17 protein-coding genes are annotated in these 18,053 nt (G+C 41.1%); 5 read left to right on the plus strand and 12 right to left on the minus strand.

The window, feature by feature from the left end:
- Positions 1-9: 9 nt before the first annotated feature.
- The 8 genes from tssA to tagH are packed head-to-tail and all read right to left on the minus strand — an operon-like array spanning position 10 to position 10,445.
- Positions 10-1,125, minus strand: coding sequence for a type VI secretion system protein TssA (tssA, locus tag R7R78_RS04305; protein ID WP_158173106.1), 1,116 nt, complete (start codon positions 1,123-1,125; stop codon positions 10-12).
- The gene (locus R7R78_RS04310; protein WP_213966266.1) at positions 1,118-1,912 is read right to left on the minus strand and encodes a PP2C family protein-serine/threonine phosphatase; all 795 of its coding nucleotides are present in this window, start codon (positions 1,910-1,912) and stop codon (positions 1,118-1,120) included. Before R7R78_RS04310 ends, tssA begins: the two co-directional genes overlap by 8 nt.
- A 9-nt stretch (positions 1,913-1,921) precedes the next feature.
- Positions 1,922-2,617, minus strand: coding sequence for a type VI secretion system-associated protein TagF (tagF, locus tag R7R78_RS04315; protein ID WP_169644549.1), 696 nt, complete (start codon positions 2,615-2,617; stop codon positions 1,922-1,924).
- Positions 2,599-6,117: a type VI secretion system membrane subunit TssM gene (tssM, locus tag R7R78_RS04320; RefSeq protein ID WP_213966267.1), complete on the minus strand. Its 3,519-nt coding sequence runs from the start codon at positions 6,115-6,117 to the stop codon at positions 2,599-2,601. Before tssM ends, tagF begins: the two co-directional genes overlap by 19 nt.
- A gap of 16 nt (positions 6,118-6,133) precedes the next feature.
- Positions 6,134-7,426: a type VI secretion system protein TssL, long form gene (gene tssL, locus R7R78_RS04325; protein WP_225473124.1), complete on the minus strand. Its 1,293-nt coding sequence runs from the start codon at positions 7,424-7,426 to the stop codon at positions 6,134-6,136.
- Positions 7,427-7,437: 11 nt separating this feature from the next.
- The gene (gene tssK, locus R7R78_RS04330; RefSeq protein ID WP_225473126.1) at positions 7,438-8,763 is read right to left on the minus strand and encodes a type VI secretion system baseplate subunit TssK; all 1,326 of its coding nucleotides are present in this window, start codon (positions 8,761-8,763) and stop codon (positions 7,438-7,440) included.
- A gap of 21 nt (positions 8,764-8,784) precedes the next feature.
- The gene (gene tssJ / locus R7R78_RS04335; protein ID WP_005375933.1) at positions 8,785-9,240 is read right to left on the minus strand and encodes a type VI secretion system lipoprotein TssJ; all 456 of its coding nucleotides are present in this window, start codon (positions 9,238-9,240) and stop codon (positions 8,785-8,787) included.
- Positions 9,241-9,251: 11 nt separating this feature from the next.
- Positions 9,252-10,445, minus strand: coding sequence for a type VI secretion system-associated FHA domain protein TagH (gene tagH, locus R7R78_RS04340; protein ID WP_053307738.1), 1,194 nt, complete (start codon positions 10,443-10,445; stop codon positions 9,252-9,254).
- Between the two features lie 312 nt (positions 10,446-10,757).
- Here tagH and R7R78_RS04345 point away from each other — a divergent pair, with 312 nt between their 5' ends.
- From R7R78_RS04345 to R7R78_RS04355, 3 genes are all read left to right on the plus strand, one after another.
- Positions 10,758-12,908 (plus strand): serine/threonine-protein kinase, encoded by a 2,151-nt coding sequence (locus tag R7R78_RS04345; protein WP_225473128.1) that lies wholly within the window; start codon positions 10,758-10,760, stop codon positions 12,906-12,908.
- 446 nt (positions 12,909-13,354) lie between these two features.
- Positions 13,355-13,690: an Hpt domain-containing protein gene (locus R7R78_RS04350; protein ID WP_031781126.1), complete on the plus strand. Its 336-nt coding sequence runs from the start codon at positions 13,355-13,357 to the stop codon at positions 13,688-13,690.
- Positions 13,691-13,724: 34 nt separating this feature from the next.
- Positions 13,725-13,916 carry a hypothetical protein gene (locus tag R7R78_RS04355; protein ID WP_025767706.1) on the plus strand — a complete coding sequence of 64 codons (192 nt, stop codon included), beginning with the start codon at positions 13,725-13,727 and terminating at the stop codon, positions 13,914-13,916.
- Positions 13,917-13,986: 70 nt separating this feature from the next.
- Here the strand turns inward: R7R78_RS04355 and R7R78_RS04360 are convergent, their stop codons facing one another.
- The 4 genes from R7R78_RS04360 to R7R78_RS04375 all read right to left on the minus strand — a co-directional run bounded on the left by R7R78_RS04360 (position 13,987) and on the right by R7R78_RS04375 (position 16,783).
- Positions 13,987-14,364 (minus strand): ATP-binding protein, encoded by a 378-nt coding sequence (locus R7R78_RS04360; protein ID WP_263856255.1) that lies wholly within the window; start codon positions 14,362-14,364, stop codon positions 13,987-13,989.
- A gap of 64 nt (positions 14,365-14,428) precedes the next feature.
- Positions 14,429-15,658 (minus strand): PP2C family protein-serine/threonine phosphatase, encoded by a 1,230-nt coding sequence (locus R7R78_RS04365; protein WP_225473140.1) that lies wholly within the window; start codon positions 15,656-15,658, stop codon positions 14,429-14,431.
- 29 nt (positions 15,659-15,687) lie between these two features.
- Positions 15,688-15,948 (minus strand): hypothetical protein, encoded by a 261-nt coding sequence (locus tag R7R78_RS04370; RefSeq protein ID WP_017820228.1) that lies wholly within the window; start codon positions 15,946-15,948, stop codon positions 15,688-15,690.
- 220 nt (positions 15,949-16,168) lie between these two features.
- Positions 16,169-16,783: a glutathione S-transferase family protein gene (locus tag R7R78_RS04375; RefSeq protein WP_225473141.1), complete on the minus strand. Its 615-nt coding sequence runs from the start codon at positions 16,781-16,783 to the stop codon at positions 16,169-16,171.
- Positions 16,784-17,067: 284 nt separating this feature from the next.
- On the opposite strand from R7R78_RS04375, the gene R7R78_RS04380 reads away from it, so the two are divergent.
- Together R7R78_RS04380 and R7R78_RS04385 are read left to right on the plus strand one after the other, a co-directional pair.
- On the plus strand, positions 17,068-17,643 hold the full coding sequence (locus tag R7R78_RS04380; protein WP_225473142.1) for a TetR/AcrR family transcriptional regulator: 576 nt from the start codon (positions 17,068-17,070) through the stop codon (positions 17,641-17,643).
- Position 17,644: 1 nt separating this feature from the next.
- Entirely contained in the window at positions 17,645-18,049 is a 405-nt protein-coding gene (locus R7R78_RS04385) for a PPC domain-containing DNA-binding protein (RefSeq protein ID WP_225473143.1), read from the plus strand.
- The last annotated feature ends 4 nt before the right edge of the window (positions 18,050-18,053 follow it).

Raw genomic sequence — 18,053 nt, forward strand, 5'->3', positions numbered from 1 at the left:
CTCCCTTTATTAATTTTCATTTTGTTCTGCTATGCCAACCAAACGGAAGTAGCTTTTCTTTGCATCCCCGTCGGAGATAAGTTCCGCCAGTAACTCCGGCAGAGGCATCCCACACCAACGAATGATCTGTTCGATGGAGTAAGAAACTGGTGAGTGAGGTTCACTCTCTCGGAAGAAATCAGCTACTTGCTGCAATTGTCTAATTGCCTGCTCTCGTGATTTCATGTTTGTCGCTAATAATGCATCACAACTTTGTGAACTTAACGGTTGTTCAGAAGAAGATTCATCAAGATCCTCTAGCTCTTCAATCACTGCTTGTGGTTGATTAAAACGATCTCCAAGAAGGTGCTTTAATGCCGAGTGTATTGATTCAAGTCTTTTTGATATATAAGAACTAGGAGTCACATCACCGACCGCTTCATCTAATCGCTGACTGAATTCATTAAATGATTCCGTAGCGAACTCCAAATCCGTGATTAATTCTCGATAAAACGTATCAGAAGTCGACTTAACCGTAGTTGTAATTTCAGATAGCTCAACAGCCCCAAGCTCGACTCGATTTCGGCGCTTATCTTCGTCTAAGCGCTCAAGCTCTATAGCTTGCTGATATTCCCAATAGGCATAAGCTTGCTCCACGCCTAAGTCAGTCAATGGTATACAAGCAATTGGAAAAATAAGTGTTCCTTCACTATCGATACCATTGAGGCCAATAATCGCCGATATTCTTGTCTCAATACCATCTTCATCAGGCATTGGGTACAGATCATCCCAAAAGTTCTCAATTAAACTGGTTGCGAGTTTGTAGCCAACGCCCATACCACGAAAACCATACAATCGAGTTAGGGCTTCTATAAGCCAGGCAACAAATTCCAAATCTTTAGACTGATTCGTGAGTATTTCTGGGACATCTTCAATAAATACTCGCCATAAATTACTGTGGGTATAGATACTTTCTTCTTCTATAAGAGCATTACGTTCAGCGTTGCGGGCGGCCATACGCTGATCTTTCAACCGATAGTAAGCAGACTGTGGTGATACATCCTCTCTAGGATCAACACCTGTAGGATTTTCTTGAGATATAGGAGCCAACGCTTGTTCATACCAATCAAACATTTCATTACTCATAAGCTCTCCCTCTTAGAAAGACAGGTATTGTCGCGTCTTCTCTAGTTACTGTTTCGCACTCCGTTTGCGCTTGGCGAACTTTGATCAAAGCACAAGTTACGTTATCACTTGCGCCCCGAACCAAAGCCGAATGCATGAGCGCTAATCCAGCTTGGTTGACTGAGTCTGCATACAATGTCCGATGAATTTCATCACTCGTAAGTTCCTTAGAGAGCCCATCGCTACAGAGTAAAAACTGATCGCCGTCAGCCAACTGCCCTGAAACTTGATCAATAGTGACACTTTCGTCGACCCCAACAGCTCTGGTAATAACATTTGCAAGAGGGTGAGATTCAGCATCTTCAAATGCCAATAAGCCCTGATCCACTAAGTCCATGACTTGACTATGATCACGTGTTTTTTGGACAAAATTACCACTTCTAAGCTGGTAAATTCGGCTATCACCCACCCAAAGACAGTGGTAATACCCATCCTGAATAAACAACAAAACAAGTGTTGTTCCCATCGTTTTACCGTCTAAGTGATTTTGTGCGTATTGGTAAATTTCTAAGTTCGCTTCTTGAACCACTCTTCGGATATCATCGATATTAGTATTGGAGACATCCTGCATGTGGCGCGCGACTCTATCCACTAGCATCTGGCTTGCTATATCGCCAGCACTGTGTCCACCCATTCCATCGGCAACCACCCAAATATGCTGTTCTGTCATATCCAACAGAGCATCCTCGTTATAAGGGCGTACTTTTCCTGCGTGCGATTTAGCAAAGGTAAAATAGTTCCAACTCATTCTTCTATCCTACCAATTCCACTTTTTCCAACCGCCATCAAGCATGGCTGAAAACTGACCAATTGAAGGAAATCCACTCGTAATGAACATGCATGGTTCAACCTTCGTTGAACCTTCAGTCCACCAAAAACATGGTTTACTCAATTTTTCTTTAATGAGGTAATTCAAAAGCGTGTTTTGATCAGTATTGCCGTCATCATGAAAAACTGTAGATATTTGGCTTTGATAAAGAAACTCCAGAGACCTCACTTCACTTGTTACATTCGCAACGAGGTCATTTTTTTCTTGAGTACTCTTATGCCAAACATCAAAGACAAAATCGTCCTCAAGTACCGAAAGAGCAAGAGCGGCACTGTCCTCGGTCCAAGCTCTGTCACCCCAATATTGCGCAGCTTCACCTTTTACGGCACGAGCTATAGTAAAGAAAAAGTATCTACCGCATGCATCAACACTAGGAATCATGCTACCAATGTAGGTTGAGTCTTCTAAATAGCTAATATCCAAAGCAAAGTGCCACACAGGAGCCGTTAAAAAGTGCTCATTCCAGCTTTCACCCAGTTGTTCCCTGCTGACTGCAATAACCGCCTGTTGCCAATCATGCCAACGCTCCGAGAAATCTTGTGATAAACCATCTTTCACAAAGTCCCCTTTTGCAGGCATTTTGCCGATATATCCCCAGCCTGATGTTATAAGGTTCGTGGACATCTGAACCTCTCCATTTCATTTGACCAAAACGGATTAATGGCACTAGAAGGAATAAGCTCTAGCTGCACCTTATTTCCCTTTAAATCAATCATAACTATATTGTCTTTACGCGATTCTGGCCTTGCTTTAAGTGATTGATCCAAAAGCTTGAATATGCCCCACTCACCTTCATAGGTATGCGCAATTTCGCGTTTAGATTCAGGTGGTGTGAACACAATTCGAGTCTGATCTTGACCGGCAGGCCAACTCAACGATTTAGCTCTTGCTGGTCCATGCTTATAAACCAAATCTTGTCCACCCAACTCTAAGACAAATCGAGTAATGTGCTGGTCTAGATAAACAGGCTTCATCCCAAACTCTACGCGTAATGAATTATCAGATTCAAAGAAAGACTGCCTGATACGTTGCGCTCTTTGAAAGACCATTAGTGTTTCTGGACGAACTCCAATTTCCTTTTCTAATCGCCAACGACTTTTCGAAGTATCCACAAACGGTTCGAGGTATTCTTGGAAGAATGCGTCAAGCGTACCTCCATAACCAAAGAATCGCTTAAAGTCTTTCAATCTAACTTCTCTGCTCGCGTTGGGCTCGAATGGATATCTGCCAGCAATAGTCCGCTGATAAGGGCGGACCACCTGTGTTACCCAAAGTTGATTTAGATGATCCTTCGAACCGCTCTCCGCAAACTTAACCGACTCTTGAGAAAGCTCACCTAGCCATTGATTAAATGGTCTCGGCAAAAGTTCTTTAGCACGAGCAAAGGAAGCTGCGACATCTTGTGTAACGGTTCCATCTAAAATACTTTTGTAGGCAATTTTCTGATTGTTACCAGAGCTTGATAAGTCACTTAAATACGAACGCAAGTTAACCATTGCTTGTTGAATATCATCAAAGTCTTGCTCACCAAGGCGTAAGATCTCTGAAAAATGCGATTCGACTTCTTTACCTGGCAGAGCAACATTGAAACCGTTTTCTTCAGGTAAATACATGTCTAGTCTATCTGCCGTATTTGAAAACTTAACTTTGGCAACTTTACCAGCAACTTCAGAAGCGGCTTTTTGATTTTCTGACAATGATACTTTTGATAGAGCAACCTCTTTTTGGATTGCTCTCAACAAAGATTCGATTGGTCTTTCAACTCCAGATAAAACCCTCGCTTGCTCTGTCGCAAGTTCTAGGCTCGGAGCCTGCTTCAATTGAATATCTTCGATCAACGTTTTCCATTCATTAACATAATCTTGATAGTATCGTGACTGAACGCCTTGGATGGCACTATCTTGATCAATTTCATGAGCCTTAAGATCGTCACCATAAACCCAGTTCTCTTCCATTAGGCTTTTTACTGTACGGTTGATCTGAATCTGAAAAATGCTATGAAAACCATTGTACGTGTAGAAGCCCGAAATGCCTTGTGATAGCGGTTTTCCACTAGCTCGCTCGAACTGCTCAAGCCCTTTAGGTCCCAATACATCAGTCAAGCGAAATGAAGGTACATGACTCTTAGAAAATTGTATTTTCATTCGCTGATAAGCACGTTCAGGTAGAGACATTTGAGTCAACACTTCTCGAGCACTCGTCACGGCAGCAGTGTTGTAAGTAAAGCCTTGTCCATCGTTGCCTAATAAATATTGAGTGTGCTGTAGCAAACGTCTTCTTAAGTCTGCGTTTAGCTCACCCGGATATTGACGTTCGAAATAAAAGTTAAACCAAGCCAACACTTCATCTTGTTGATATTTGTCTGGATTGAATAACATCAAATACGTTTTTAACGTTTCGTACAAATACTCACGATGCTGTTGATTGCTCTCCATTTCTGACACCAAGCTATCAAGAAGCAGAGGGGCGTAATATTGAGTCAAAGCATCAGAATATGCATTGTTTGCCGCCTGAGACACTTTGTCTCCCTGATAGAGACCAAACCTCTTTACAGAGTCGGCATCACCGTAGTCGCTTTGCTTTCCGAGAGGAAGCGTCATCAACTTATCTAATGTTTCTACAGCTGAAACAATATCCGCTTCAAAATCTAAACTTTGAGCGCCAATCATTGCATCAATATGGCTCGCTTGTTCATTGGTATCGACAATTAACTGTGAGTTCCACTTATAACTCATAAACCAAAGCGCAGAAGCTCCTAGCAGTAGCGTTGTACATCCAATGTAAACACCTCGACGCATCCAACCTGACTGCTTTTGATAGTGACGATTAACTGTTCCTAACAGTTGCTCTTTGAAAATAACCTTGTCAAAAAGATTCTTTACGAAATAACTATGAGAACCAGTCTGACTCTTTGCTAGAGCTAAACGATTTAACCCAAGTCCATTGGTTGATTCATTCATCAGCTTATCGACTGGTAAGCCTTCTTGAACCGAACTCAACATAAACACACCACGAATCAAGGCAGGCTCTTCAAAACTGTTTTGTGCAAAAATTTCAGCTAAAAACTCGTCAAGATTAGCTTGTAGCACTCTTAATTGCTTTGGAAATTCAAAGATAAGCGCGCGTTTATCTAAATCGTCCTCTGTTTCAAGTATTCTAAGCATACGGGCATCAAGGCGCTCCAACATGCCATGAAATTCTTTGTTGAATAGAGAAATAACGCCTCTTTCATCATCCACTTCACGAGGGAACATGAAACCAAATAATTCCTCTCGTTCTTCCTTACCTAAATCAGCAAAGAACTCATTGAAACCGGCAACTAAATCCATTTTGGTGAGCAATACGTAAATCGGAAACTGCATGCCTAACTGGTTTTTCAGTTCTTGAAGTCTCGACTTAATTGCTCGAGCATGAAGACTTCGCTCGGTTCGAGTCTGAGACATCACGCTGGCTAAACTTATCGTAACAATCGCACCATTAATTGGTCTTTGCGTTCTATACTTTTTCAACAATCCTAAGAAACCATGCCACGCTTTAGAGTCGACCTTTTCTTGACTGTCTTGTGTCGTATACCGGCCAGCCGTATCTATAAGAACTGCTTTATTTGCAAACCACCAATCACAGTGACGAGTGCCACCTACACCGGCAATAGAGTCAGAGCCAAGGCTGTCTCCTAATGGAAACTCTAACCCCGACTGCTTTAATACGGTTGTTTTCCCCGTTCCAGGAGGGCCAATCAATACATACCACGGTAAGTCATACAAGCTTCTCTTGCCTTTGTGTGTTTTCGTCACTACTTTGACAGCTTGCTCAATACGCTCGCGCATTAAGTCAATTTCACTTGCCGCTTCTTTATCTGATTGGCTATCAACCTCAAGCAACGTTTGAATACTTTCGTCTTCTTTCACCTTTTGCTTATGCTGCTTGGTAACGTTAAATATCGCCCAAAGCAACACCAACACAAGAATAGTGACTAGCCGTTGAAAGTCACTCTTTAGGGGCTCATATCCCGCTATCGTAATAAGTGGACCAACAACCCAAATGAAAATAGAACAAGCAGCGACACCGATAAGACCGAGAAACCATCTTTGAGTAAATATTCTGCCAATTTCTTTAATACGCATCTCTATCTACCTATTATTAATTCGCGACAAGAAGGTCGATTTCAATCCGGCGGTTAATAGCTCGGTTTTCATCACTACTGTTTTCAACTAATGGTCTTGCATCCCCCAATCCCTCGGGTATCACTCGCCCTTCTAATGCACTATTCGAGATCAGTTGTTCAGACATAGCAGTGGCTCGAGCTAATGATAGGTGCCAGTTCGAGGGATATTTACTCGTGAAAATAGACCTATCGTCGGTGTGACCAGTAACAATGATCTTGCCTTGGGTCGACTCCAATGTTCTCGCAAGCTTAGAAATAACGGGTTGGATGTAAGCGACAACATCAGCACTACCTGATTCAAATAGATCTTGAGACTTTAACGAAATTCTTACCCTGTCTTGCAGCGGCTCAACATTGATTAGCCCCTTACCGATCTCAGTTGCTAGATACATTGAAATCTTTTCTGCAATTGGCGCTGATTTTGATTCTGACGTTGCATCTTGGTTAAGTTGTTGCGGTTGAATCAAATTGACTAATTGAGAAAAGGTGCGATTGGATGCCTTATTTAGCTCATAGCTAAAATACATATATATGCAGACCAATAATGCCGCCGTTACAGAACATACAACCCAAAGAGGGGCTCTATCAGAAGCTTTTGAGCCATTCAAAATGTGTTGGTCGATACTATTACTTAGCTCCTGAGGGACTCCTCTCCCATAAGACTTAAGAGTAGCAATAACCTGTCTTCTCAATTTCCGGTGCGATTCCAGTCCATTTTTTTCTAAACGGTATTGACCCAGAAACCCGAGAGATAAGCACACATACATTAGTTCAAGCAAATCTAAGTTCGCATCTGGTTTCGCCATGCACTTATCAAGATGCTTAAAAAACGCTTCCCCACCTTGACTGCTAGCATAGAAGGAGCTAAGTAATGAATCGTGACTCCAGAATGAATGCCCACCCCAATTGGTGTTAAGGACAACTTCATCTAGTGAACAGCATAAACAATAACGAGCTGTATCAATGGTATCCAAATCAACGTCATGCTGACGTAATCGGTTCTCATAATCTCTAAGCTTTTGTGCCAATGTCTCTTTTAGAAACAACGGATCGGAATGAGTCGCTGTCGACCGAATTTGACCGATAATAGATAACAGGCCATTCGCCTCTGCTAGTAGAGAGTTATTCCCATAAGCGACCACTGAATCATTGTTCACCAATTCAGGGCTTTTTGAGATAACTACGGTATTATCCACAGACTTTTCTGATTGTGGTTTCGATGCGGGAGTTCTTCCACCCGGTGTTGGTTTTACTATCGTTTGTTCCATACAGAGCGCGCCTATTGATTAATACTCCAAAGCTCAAGTTCAGCATTCGGAAAATGCCCTGATAGGTGAAGCGCAATACCGCCACTATCTTTTAGCCTCATCCAAAATGGCCCTTTCTTGACAACTTCGAAATAGACATAACCCGTTTGGTAAGGAATCTGTCTCGGGACGACACTCAACGGCAATACGTTTATACCGTTGATCTGATTATTAATTAGATCGCGAATCTGTTCTGCCGGGCCAAACTTGAGTTGCGCTGGGACCAGGCGTCTTATTTCATCTGTTGTGGTATCTGCTTTAATTGCTAGCACAAATTGGCATGACTCAAGCAAGCGTTTATCTGGAAGTGGCGTCACTTGAATACCGTACTGGCGAGGCTCCAACGGAAGTTTGGTCGCAGTTTGGTCAAGAACAACACTGAGGTACTGACTGAGTATCTGATTCAACTCGCTATAGACACTTGATACATCTAAGTGATCATACGCAAGCAAACTTGGGACTCTTTTAGTTTTATTAGAAAAAGTGGCTAACTCACCAATGTAACCTTTAAGTGTCGTCGCTAATTCCAGTGGATGTAACCTATCTAACTCACTGAAATGCTTTAACTTAGCCTCATATCGGTTCAGCATTTGGAGCATGATGAAATCAACAGCAGATGCCGATGCAGATTTACCCTTAATCAAGCGCTGCGCAATAACGTCAGCACGCATCTTTGTCATCGCGATAACGTTACGTAGATAGGCTGACATAACTTTGTCGCTAAGGAGATTGATAAGCGGAGGAACGTACTCATCGTCTAGTATAACTTCCCCTTCAGGAGTTACCTCTTTGATCCTTAAGATAGGTAACTCCACATAACCCGCTAATTTGTCATTACTCGCTTTCAACTCTAGGTTAAGGGCTGCAACTTGGATGGTTTCTTCATCTTGTCCTGTAAGGTTATCTATCACGTCGATATCTTGAAGTACATAACGAGAGACGATCGATTCGCTTACATCCGAAACGTTTTTACCTGTAACACTTGAAAGAGGGAGAGTTATTTTTACTAACGTATTTTCAGTGTTTTTATCAATAAGTAGAGGCGAAACTGAATCGTTGGATATTAACGTATTAACCAACGTCATATCTGGCAAAACAGCTTCAAGATGCTCAAGTTCAATAAGACCATCTTTTAGCGCGTGTTTTTTTACTCGACATTTCCAAACTCCCCAATTGTAAGCCCCACCTAACTGATGTAAGCCCTTGAATTCTTGAGAGGTTGCGCGTTCTTGTTGTTGGAAGTGCTGGGGACGTAAAAACATTCCTTCGCACCAAGCCGTCTTGGAGTATTGCGTCATTTATAATTAGCCAACTAAACGTTATTTAACGACCAAAGACAGATCTTCTAACAATACTTGATATGTGTTGTAACCGGTCTTATCCACTTTAATGACTTGTCGCCAATTTGAGTTTTCAATATCTCGAAACGCTACGACAATGCCTAAATATTCTGTCTTTGGAGACATACTTGCTTGATATGTTTCTTTCTGACCTGGAGTTAATGAAACTTCATATTTATTCACTAAATCAGGTCCTAAGACTTTTTCACTTTCTTCATAAATAGAAAAAAAGTCCTGGCTTTCGAAAATGGTATTTGACGTTAATTCAAATACATACACCACTACAGGAGAAGGCCTGCCGTTTGAATCAGGATTAATGTTATGACTTGCTGCTATTTCTAAATCTGAGTATGGATCAACAACTAGGTTCGCTGCTGAGCACCCAAATAAAGCTATTGAAATTAATAACAAAATATATTGGTAAAACTTTTTCATCACCCTAATTCCTAGCCTTTGTTTTTTAATGCTAATTCATAGTGCTTAGCGAAGTCTTCTAAATAGAACGGAGACTCTTTATTGATAATATCATCGGATAACTTTTCATGAATATCCTCAAACCTCTTCCAACTTTGAGCATATTTTCTAGCTGGAATAACCTTATTAATAACCGTGTCTTTCGCTAAAGCATCTGAGTATATAGAAGTAGGTTCAACAAGTGACATAACACTCGAAACCGTACCTTCAACACCTTTCATTAAGGCTTGCTCATGACTTTCGATGTCATTAAATGCTTCTTTAATGGCTGCATTTGGCTTTAAGAAGCTAGCGGTTTGACGGTTATATAAGTTATGAATCGCATCTTCTAAGTTTGCAGAAAACTTTAAAGGGTTATTTTCTGACTTACGAAATGCGGTATGACTAAGTCGATTTGTTTGTTTAAACACTGCTCTGTTATGCAGTGTTTCCATTAAACCAACTAGCATCAAAGAAAATGACTCCCCCAGTTGTTCGAACCATTCCTCTCGGTTATCGCTGGGAATCATCATTGGATCTATACCCACCCCTCTAACAAAAGCCGCAAGTTCACCCCCATTGGTATCAAAGTTGGGAGTCGATAGGTGCTCTGATTGTCGGTTAACTTTCGGTAAAGTTTCAGATACGGTGCTCTGTTTTTCGGGCTTTGGGATATCAATAAAATCATCGACTAAACCAATATCTAGCTGAAAGTCAGAAGGAACACTTTCGTTTAATAGTTCACTAGCACTAAGGCCTAGGTCAACAAATTCCTCTTCCGATGGACTTGAGACTACTTCAGGGGGAGCGCTAGAAAGACTTTTACTTGTCTCAAGACTGAATACATCTGTATCTGTTTGAACAGAAACTGAAATTTGATAATCCCCTAAGCTAACCATATCGTCATTGCTTAGTGCTATTTCATTTCCTTGACCCACAGGAGTTACAGCATTATTTACGAAAGTACCATTAGTTGAGAGGTCTTTTATCAAGTATTTGTCACCAAACTTAATCAGTTCTCCGTGAGTTCCGGATACCACTCTTTCAGGATCTGGTAGTGTCCAATCACATTGTTCAGACCTACCAAATGTAACCTTGGCATGTTCATCACTTGATTCAAACACGAACTCACTCTCAATCTCTGGAGTAAATTTGTGAAAACTTGTTATGGTTAAAACCAACTTCATGTAAACCTCGCCAAAGACCTGCTAGATATTATTTTTAATTTTATTATTAACTACTTTCTTATTAACAGTAAGATTAATAAAAACATTAATACTGCCATTGAAAATCATGCACGGAATAATGAATCATTTTTTTATCAAAGCAATCACGTATTGTTCAACAATTTTAATTATCCAACCAAGTTCAAATTTTTGACACTTAGACTTTCATCAATAAAAAAACGAATGTTAGTTTGGCCGAGAAATTCTAACATAATGACTTTTCATTGAGCAGAAAGGTATATATTCCCCCATCATTTATACGGAGTTCTTGTGATGGAAGACAGTAATAAAAACAATTCTATAAATAACGAAGAGAGCGGAGATAAAACTAAAATTGTAAAGACTCAAAAACGAGACAATGCAATTAAATCAACCAAACTCACTAATAATGAAACCTCCGTTAAAAATAAAAATGAAACAAATACAAAACTGTCTCAAAAAGAAAACACTCCGTTAGTTAATAAGAAAAAAAACAATAAAGATGACTCATTAAATAATAACAAAGATGTTATTAACGAAAGCTTAATAGGAACGACCGTTAAAAATCGGTATGAAATTGAGTCGGTTATTGGGCATGGTGGGCTTTGCGATGTTTACTTAGCTAAAGATAAGATTCTTGAATCTTCAGGTTCAGAAACACCCTACGTTGCGTTAAAAATATTACAGAAAGAGTTTGCTTCTCAACCAGAGACTGCACGCATGTTAATACGTGAAGCTCAACAAACTCAAAGGTTAAGCCACCCTAATATCATTAGGGTTTTTGATTTTGGTGTTGATGGCGAAATATACTTTTTAGTTATGGAGTATATTAATGGAGAAACATTAGAGAGTTTAATACAGCGTTCTAGGCCGCATGGGCTGAAGTTTAATGCAACTTTATCAATCCTAAATCAGGTACTCGATGCGCTCTCATATGCTCACTCTCTTGGTGTAGTGCACGCCGACCTAAAGCCCGCTAATGTGATTTTAACGTCTGAGGGTAACGTTAAGTTGCTTGATTTTGGTGTATCTAAAACTCATCAATTAAAGCAGGATCAATATGCGGCTAAACGTAAATCCGAAAATGTTGAAACGCTTGGTTATACTCCCAACTATGCATCACTCAACCTGTTATCCGGTAAGGAACCGAACTTAAGCGACGATATGTTTGCTCTATTTTGTATTGCTTACGAGTTATTGAGTTGCAAACACCCTTACGCAAGAACTCCAGTTAATGAAGCTCTCAAACAGAAGATCAAGGTCTCTAAACCAACTAACATGCCCGCATCTAAGTGGCCAATATTTTCAAGCGTATTTTCAACTGGCATCATTCCGAACGAGCTGACCCCTGAGCAGTTGAAACGCAAATTGAATATGCGCTATTGGCCTATCGCTAGCGGCGCGGCAGCGAGTATATTATTAGTTAGCGGCATTGTATTTGGTTATCAGCAGCAACAAGAAACCATCGCCACTTTGGAAACCGTTATTAGCAAGCAAAATGATCAAATTGCCGGACAAGAGTGGCAGCTTGATACGCCAGCAGAAAAAAGTTTAGCACTGATTAATAGTGAAAAAAGCTTACATCCAGTCGTTAAGGCTGGCTTATTACGCTTACACAAGACCTATATTCTCAGCGAGTTTGAATCTGAAATTGATCAGGTTTTGAATTCTGATGCCAACAACTACCCGAATTATGATGAAATTGAGTCCATACTTGATAAAGCAAAAACCTACTACCCTGACTCACATAAAATAGAAGTTCTTGCCTTAGATATTCAGTCAAGCAAGCACTCCACGTTACTTTCGATAGCAAGGCAAATCAATAGTCAACTTGAAAAGTCTCGGTACAGTAAAGAAGACGGCAGTAAATCCATCTATGAGCTCAAGGATGAGTTAAATCAGATTCATCAAGGTTATCCTTTCACGCCAAGTTCGTTATCTAGCGATGTTTTCGGTCAGCACCTCACTGAAGCACTCCAAAAGAAAGACGCAGCTGCACTTGTTGCTCTTATTAAGGTTGGGAACACCTTCTTTTCAAACGTAGAAGAGCATCAAGAGAACTTACAGATAAGTAATGCGATGAAAGATGCAGTGCTGGAAATGAAATTATATGAGACAGCGCTAGATTCCAACAGCCCTCTACCGTTTCCAGAAGATGCCGCTAGAATCCTGTTCCAAGAAGAGTTTGAAAACTTTTATTCTCGCCTAGAAAAGGCAAGGACGACAACTCATCTCGATAACTTGGTGAAGGATGTGGATCTGTTCTCGAAAAACTTTCCTATTGGTTTTCAGGATGTTAACGATTTAAGATTCAAAACTGCTGATAAATACTTACGCTTCTCCGATATATTACTTAATAAGCGAAGGACTTCAAGCGCAAGACGCGCTATGAAGAAAGCCAACGAGCTTATGAAGCAAATAGAACAGGACTCTAAGCAAAGCTAGTAATACAAAAGGGACGCGAGTCCCTTTTTTGCCGCAGATCACTTGCCAATATGCAACTAGATTGCTAATTTATACTTGTACTTAATGAGGAGAGTTAGCCTTGACTGAAGGAATAGTCAAAGTTGGCGAACGTCTGGCGTCCGTATGTAACGATAGCCTTAAACTAGGACTGCAAGACACTTACCGACTCGGCGTTTTACTTGGAAACATCCCCTTTGCTACTTGTGTTAAAAACACGCGAGTTGAAGTTTTTTCATCCCTACATTTCGACCATTGCCGTTTGGATATAAGTCAAAATATCTTTAACAATGACTTTCTTTTTGTAAGTTTATCTCAAGCGACAAGCAAACTATTTCTGCTCAAATACTGGTTATGCCATTCATACCTTCGGCTAAGCCTTCATTATCCGAAACATTCCTCTACCTCAACGTTTAATAGGGGTATACATGATTAATTTTGATGTTCTCAATACATACATGGATAACGACGTAGATCTGATCGTCACTGTTTTTTCTACATACCTTGAAGATCACACGAATGATATAGAGCGTATAGATGAGCTATATGCAAGCAAATGTTGGTCAGAACTCTATCTATTAGCTCATAGTTTAAAGGGCATTCTAGAGAGTTTCGGAGAAGACACCGCGGTCATTGCGTTTCAAAGAATAGAAGAAAAAACCAGAAACGATACAGCGCCAGATAGCTCAGATATAGCTATAGTTACTAAAGAGCTAGCTGCAATTAATCAACAAATCTTCACTTACTTGAAGAATATGCAATAAAGAAATTCAAGGCTTAACTGGGGGAAATATGGCAATGAATAATAGCAATTTCAGGGAGTTGATTGAGTCTCTCAAAGACTTAACACCAACTCAAAAAAGGTACTTACTTAGCCGTACAAAGATGGCGCTAGATGATGAAAGTAATATGTTAAACATCAGTGATATTCTAACACCAGAAGAGTTGGAGGCGTTACTATCACCGGCACCAACAACGAATACAAAATAACAATGATATACAACGCAACCGTCAGATTAACGCTAGGGACCAAGTGAAGCAAATCGACTTTGCTTGGTTGTTAGTTTCTCTCCCTATTCCTTTTCACTACAACAAACGTATTGTTTTCGAAACCTTTTTCCAATGTAAACAGGTCAGATAATTGAGCGACTAACATCAGTCCGCGACCTGAGGAGGACCAACTATCGTCATCCATTAAGTTAGGTGCCTCAATCTGTTTATTTTTATGTTGGATGAACGTCTTTTCATTGATCGGCGCTCCGCAATCAGAGACTCTCAGTTCCACGAAACCGGACACTTGGTCATCCCCAACCCTACACTCCACTTCAATTGGCAGGCCTTCTATTTCACTGTAAGAATGAATATAAGCGTTATTCATGAGCTCAACGACACAAAGCTCCAATGATTGAGTTGCATTTAAGGGGATTTGATGACCCATCAAAAACCGAACAACGTCTTTGCTCGCACTTCGTGAGTGAGTAAGGGAGCTCCCGTAAGTTCGTTTAAATTCGCTCTTTGACATTCTTTTCCTTAAAATCGAGCCTCTCACCATGCCATTTTACCTGTAAAAGGCTGGCATCATCATCAAACTCATCTTCGTTGTGCCAAGATTGTACTTTTTTAAAGACGTCTCCCACTTGATCTTCAACTGGCAGCGTGCAAACAGCTTTTATACTCGATGCCAATCGTTGTAGTGAAAACATCTCCTCACCCTGCCTCGCTTCAATCAAACCATCCGAATAAAGCCACAATGCATCGCCCTCATCTAGACTAATTTGGTTACCGCTATATTCCATCGGCTGCATTGCACCAACGATAAAGTTATCATCACCTATCTGCTCCATCGTTTTCGTACTCGCTCGCCAAACTAAGATCCTGGGGTGGCCAGCCGTGCAATAGCTAAGTTGCCCTGATTTTGTGTTAAGAATGGCGTAAGCCATAGTAAAGTAAAGTTGACTGTTTCTAGTTTGCTGATAACGCCGATTTAGCCGTTCAATCACAGATGCTGGCTCACTTACGTAATAGCCGTCATCTCTCAACTCCATCGTGATCGAATCAGGCCCCTGACTTTGAGATAGTGTCTGTTGAATAGAAAAAGCCATCAAAGCTGAAGAAATACCATGACCAGAAACATCACATACATAAAACGCAACATGTTGTTCATCGAGCTCCAAATACCCCAACATATCACCACCAATCTGGGAGCATGGTTTGTAGACATAACTAAACTGTATATTTTGGATAGTTGATTCAGCAGGGAGTAGTTGCTCCATCAGATGACTCGCAGACTGCAGGTCTTGGTGAATTGTTTGATAGGCCGCATCTAGTTCTTTATTTCTCTCAACGAGTTTGTTGTGCAGCTCTAAAGTACGAAACCCCGCACGGATTCTGGCCTGAAGTTCCTCTACAGACGTCTTCTTATCTACGAAATCATCTGCGCCAGCATCAATGCCTTTCACGATCGAACTTTGGTCATTTCTAGAAGACAGTAGAACAAAGAAAATGTAACGCTCGCTAACTTTAGATTTTAATTGGCGACACAATTCAATACCATTAATTCCAGGCATCATTAAATCACTCAGCACAAACTGAATATCAGGGCGGTGGGTTAGCACTTCAAGCGCCGCTCTTCCGTCTTCAACTGCAACCACTTCATAGCCCTGCTTTTCCAATGCACTGCTGATGTAAAGCAGGACTGTTTTACTATCATCGACCAAAAGAATGGGTTTCATCTTCCTCCTTAATACGGTTGCTTTACTGGCTAACGCAAAACACTAGTCACTGACTGCTCATTTCTAAAACGGCTGTAGTCTTCGGCTAATAATTGGTGTTGATATCGAGTGTAAGACAACGCTTCATTAGAAATTAGTATCTGATGCTCTTTTTCGATTAACTGACTTTGCAGCCTTTCAATCTGTTCATTCTGCTGTGTGTAATTGAGGTACAGTGCGAATAGACCAAAAACCGAAACCATTAACAGGGCGATTAGAATATTATTGATAGTTTTCACTTGAATACTCATGACCTCTCCTTGTCTATTATTAGACTTTCCATGATGAAAGAGAGCGTCTACGGACCAAGAGCTCAAGGCTCTAAAACGCAACGAAGCAAATTGAGGTTGTTTTTCCAATTATAGGCGATAGGAGAAAAAATAAGAAAAATCTGAAAAAATTTGAATATCCTGCTGAGTTAAGAATCGGTAAGGTGGTAGCAGCGAGCTATCATCCACTCGCTGCAATACATTAACTCTGAAATGCAGGTCTAGCTAAAATTTGGTTATACCATCGAGCAATGTTTGGCGACGTCGATAGCACATCAATTTCTAGGCCTTTAATTGCGAAACTGATCAAAATAAAGCCTGTTATATCGACGATAGTAAAATGGTCTACGGCGATAAAATCATTATGTTCAAGCCGCTTGTCTAAGACAGGCAGAAATTCATAGACGCGTTGTTTTGATTCTTCGCCCCATGCTTCAACGCAACGTTCTCTGTCTCCATAAACTCCGGTCATGTTTCGAAACGCCTGAAATGCCGCATTTAGTCCTTGGAACTCCACCACACGATGCCACATTTCCACCTGAGCACGTTCGAGCTGGTTAGCACCAAACAACGCCAGATCATTTTCAAACGCTTCATCTAGGTAGCGACAAATCGCCACGCTTTCACAGATCGTCTTACCATCATCCAGTTCCAGCAGAGGCACTTTGCCGTTCACGCTTTTCGATTTAAACGGTTCAGATAGGTTATCGCCCTCACGAACGTTCAGCGCAACTCGCTCAACCTCGCCACCGATTTCCTTTAGAAAAATGCTAACTCGCTTACAACTTGGAGTCATTGCGGTTTCATAGAGCTTCATTTCACATCCTTTTATCTTTTTCTAACCGATTGGTTAGGATATACTGTAGCCAGTTTATAAACGATCAGTCAAGAACTTCACTATCAAAAATTTTCAAACAGTTGTGGGGCTGTTTGCTGAGCGAGATTTTTGATGCCGTTTGTGAGTTCACATGAATTTGGAGGCTGATACCCAAGAATAGATGGGTATTCATCATATTGGTTCAGTTCGAACGCTAGAGGTTCTCTGTACCATCCCTCCAAAGCAATTTAATTACCCGATAAGCAGACCCAGGCAGGTAATTTATGGCAAGAAAAGCCAACTTCGACCGAGATGAAAAGCTTCTCGTGGCTATGGATGTGTTTTGGCGCAAGGGCTTTGCGAACACGTCCATCTCGGATCTCACCGACGAGTTGAACATCAACCGCTTCAGTCTTTACAACACCTATGGTGACAAGCAACAGCTCTACTACGAGGCGCTCGATACTTACTTGAAGAAGGTCTCGCTACCTTCACTGAATGATTTGGAAAAAGACGACGCGTCTTTACCTGAATTAGAATCGTTCCTTAAATCTTTTGCTGAGCTGCAACGCACACGCAGCTGTGGGTGTTTTATTCAAAATGCGTTGATTGAGCACGCAGGTGAAGACGATGATGTACTGCGTAAAGGGCATTTTTTGTTTGACCATCTTATCGACATCATTGCGGATGCGCTGACCAATGCACAAAAAGAAACCTTAGTGCCGAAAACGCTTAAACCAGAAGAGCTTGCTCGTTTTGTTCTCAACAACATGCAAGGCATGCGCGTACTTGGCAAAGCCAAACGTTATGCCGACTTGGATACGGCGCTTTCCTGCTTGCTGGTTTTGATTAGGAAATAACATGTCGATTGAAGTGATAGCAGTACGCCTTACCAAAGGCATGGACTTAAAGCTGAGCCTAGCGAAATTGGTCGAGCAGCATGGTATCAAAGCAGGCTCGATTGCCTCATGCGTTGGCTGTATCTTTCACCTCAACCTTCGTTTGGCAGGTGCAGAGAGTACGTTAACCAAACAAGAGCCATTTGAAATCGTATCTGTGATGGGAACCCTGACGCCTGAGCATCAACACGTTCATATCTCGGTGTCTGATCGTGAAGGACGAGTTTGGGGTGGGCATTTGCTGGAAGGCACAGTGATTGATACTACCGCAGAATTGATCATCCATTCTTACTCAGAACTTGAGTTCACTAGAGCGATGGACGACTCGACTGGCTATACCGAACTGCAAGTGAATCCTTCCAAATAGTAAA

It is taken from the genome of Vibrio sp. 2134-1 (genome assembly GCF_033339495.1).

Excerpts from the sequence above, each read along its gene's own strand:
- tssA (WP_158173106.1), bottom strand. The coding sequence starts at position 1,125 with ATGAGTAATGAAATGTTTGATTGGTATGAACAAGCGTTGGCTCCTATA.
- R7R78_RS04310 (WP_213966266.1), bottom strand. The coding sequence starts at position 1,912 with ATGAGTTGGAACTATTTTACCTTTGCTAAATCGCACGCAGGAAAAGTA.
- tagF (WP_169644549.1), bottom strand. The coding sequence starts at position 2,617 with ATGTCCACGAACCTTATAACATCAGGCTGGGGATATATCGGCAAAATG.
- tssM (WP_213966267.1), bottom strand. The coding sequence starts at position 6,117 with ATGCGTATTAAAGAAATTGGCAGAATATTTACTCAAAGATGGTTTCTC.
- tssL (WP_225473124.1), bottom strand. The coding sequence starts at position 7,426 with ATGGAACAAACGATAGTAAAACCAACACCGGGTGGAAGAACTCCCGCA.
- tssK (WP_225473126.1), bottom strand. The coding sequence starts at position 8,763 with ATGACGCAATACTCCAAGACGGCTTGGTGCGAAGGAATGTTTTTACGT.
- tssJ (WP_005375933.1), bottom strand. The coding sequence starts at position 9,240 with ATGAAAAAGTTTTACCAATATATTTTGTTATTAATTTCAATAGCTTTA.
- tagH (WP_053307738.1), bottom strand. The coding sequence starts at position 10,445 with ATGAAGTTGGTTTTAACCATAACAAGTTTTCACAAATTTACTCCAGAG.
- R7R78_RS04345 (WP_225473128.1), top strand. The coding sequence starts at position 10,758 with ATGGAAGACAGTAATAAAAACAATTCTATAAATAACGAAGAGAGCGGA.
- R7R78_RS04350 (WP_031781126.1), top strand. The coding sequence starts at position 13,355 with ATGATTAATTTTGATGTTCTCAATACATACATGGATAACGACGTAGAT.
- R7R78_RS04355 (WP_025767706.1), top strand. The coding sequence starts at position 13,725 with ATGAATAATAGCAATTTCAGGGAGTTGATTGAGTCTCTCAAAGACTTA.
- R7R78_RS04360 (WP_263856255.1), bottom strand. The coding sequence starts at position 14,364 with ATGGGTCATCAAATCCCCTTAAATGCAACTCAATCATTGGAGCTTTGT.
- R7R78_RS04365 (WP_225473140.1), bottom strand. The coding sequence starts at position 15,658 with ATGAAACCCATTCTTTTGGTCGATGATAGTAAAACAGTCCTGCTTTAC.
- R7R78_RS04370 (WP_017820228.1), bottom strand. The coding sequence starts at position 15,948 with ATGAGTATTCAAGTGAAAACTATCAATAATATTCTAATCGCCCTGTTA.
- R7R78_RS04375 (WP_225473141.1), bottom strand. The coding sequence starts at position 16,783 with ATGAAGCTCTATGAAACCGCAATGACTCCAAGTTGTAAGCGAGTTAGC.
- R7R78_RS04380 (WP_225473142.1), top strand. The coding sequence starts at position 17,068 with ATGGCAAGAAAAGCCAACTTCGACCGAGATGAAAAGCTTCTCGTGGCT.
- R7R78_RS04385 (WP_225473143.1), top strand. The coding sequence starts at position 17,645 with ATGTCGATTGAAGTGATAGCAGTACGCCTTACCAAAGGCATGGACTTA.